The organism is Parablautia muri (genome assembly GCF_009917485.1).
GTDB classification, from domain to species: Bacteria; Bacillota; Clostridia; order Lachnospirales; family Lachnospiraceae; genus Suilimivivens; species Suilimivivens muri.
Map to the genome: position 1 here is coordinate 1 of NZ_QZDT01000199.1, position 641 is coordinate 641.

Here is a 641-nt window from a genome sequence, read left to right on the forward strand (position 1 = left end):
GACGTTTTCCTCAAAGACACCGCGCCCCACAACACATGGCGTTTCTACATGGAGCAGACAAGCGACCGCGTCCTTGCCTATGCAATCGAGCTGACGGGAAAGGAGCGCGGGAAAATTAAGGGCAATCTGTACGAACTGGACTACGCTAAACATTATGAGCGCGTCAAGGAAAATGAGCTGCCCGCCGATACGGTGAAGCTGATTTATGAGCGAGGGGAAAGGGAGATACCCGCCGGACGGTTCTTCAACGGCAACCCAGACCCGCAGCTTGGGAAGTTTGAACGCTTTGAAGCCCTACCCGACGACCCGGACGCGCTGCAATCACTCTTACAGGAAGAACGGCGCAGCCGGGAGCAGCTTCCACCGGGGGACTTCAAGGCGCATATCACAGCCTTGCGGGACGGGCTGATTGAAACGGAAGCGCGGCGCATTGTGCGGGAAATGAAGCGGCACTATGAGCCGAATAGCCCGAACAAGACCCATTTCATGGCAGAGCTTTCCCCGGCGTTCATGCGGCTTGCAGCCACAAAGGACACTGACCGCCTTTTCTCCATGCTGCCCTATAAGACTCTTTCCTTTTCCAAAATCGAGGGCAGACATGGGACGTATGCGCTGATTGACAAGGGGGAGAACCGGGACAG

Annotated in this window: 1 protein-coding gene; it reads left to right on the forward strand. The window is 56.3% G+C overall.

The window, feature by feature from the left end; all coding sequences use genetic code 11:
• The coding region (locus tag D5281_RS25210) for a hypothetical protein (RefSeq protein ID WP_160562573.1) at positions 1-641 on the forward strand (641 nt) is incomplete at both ends.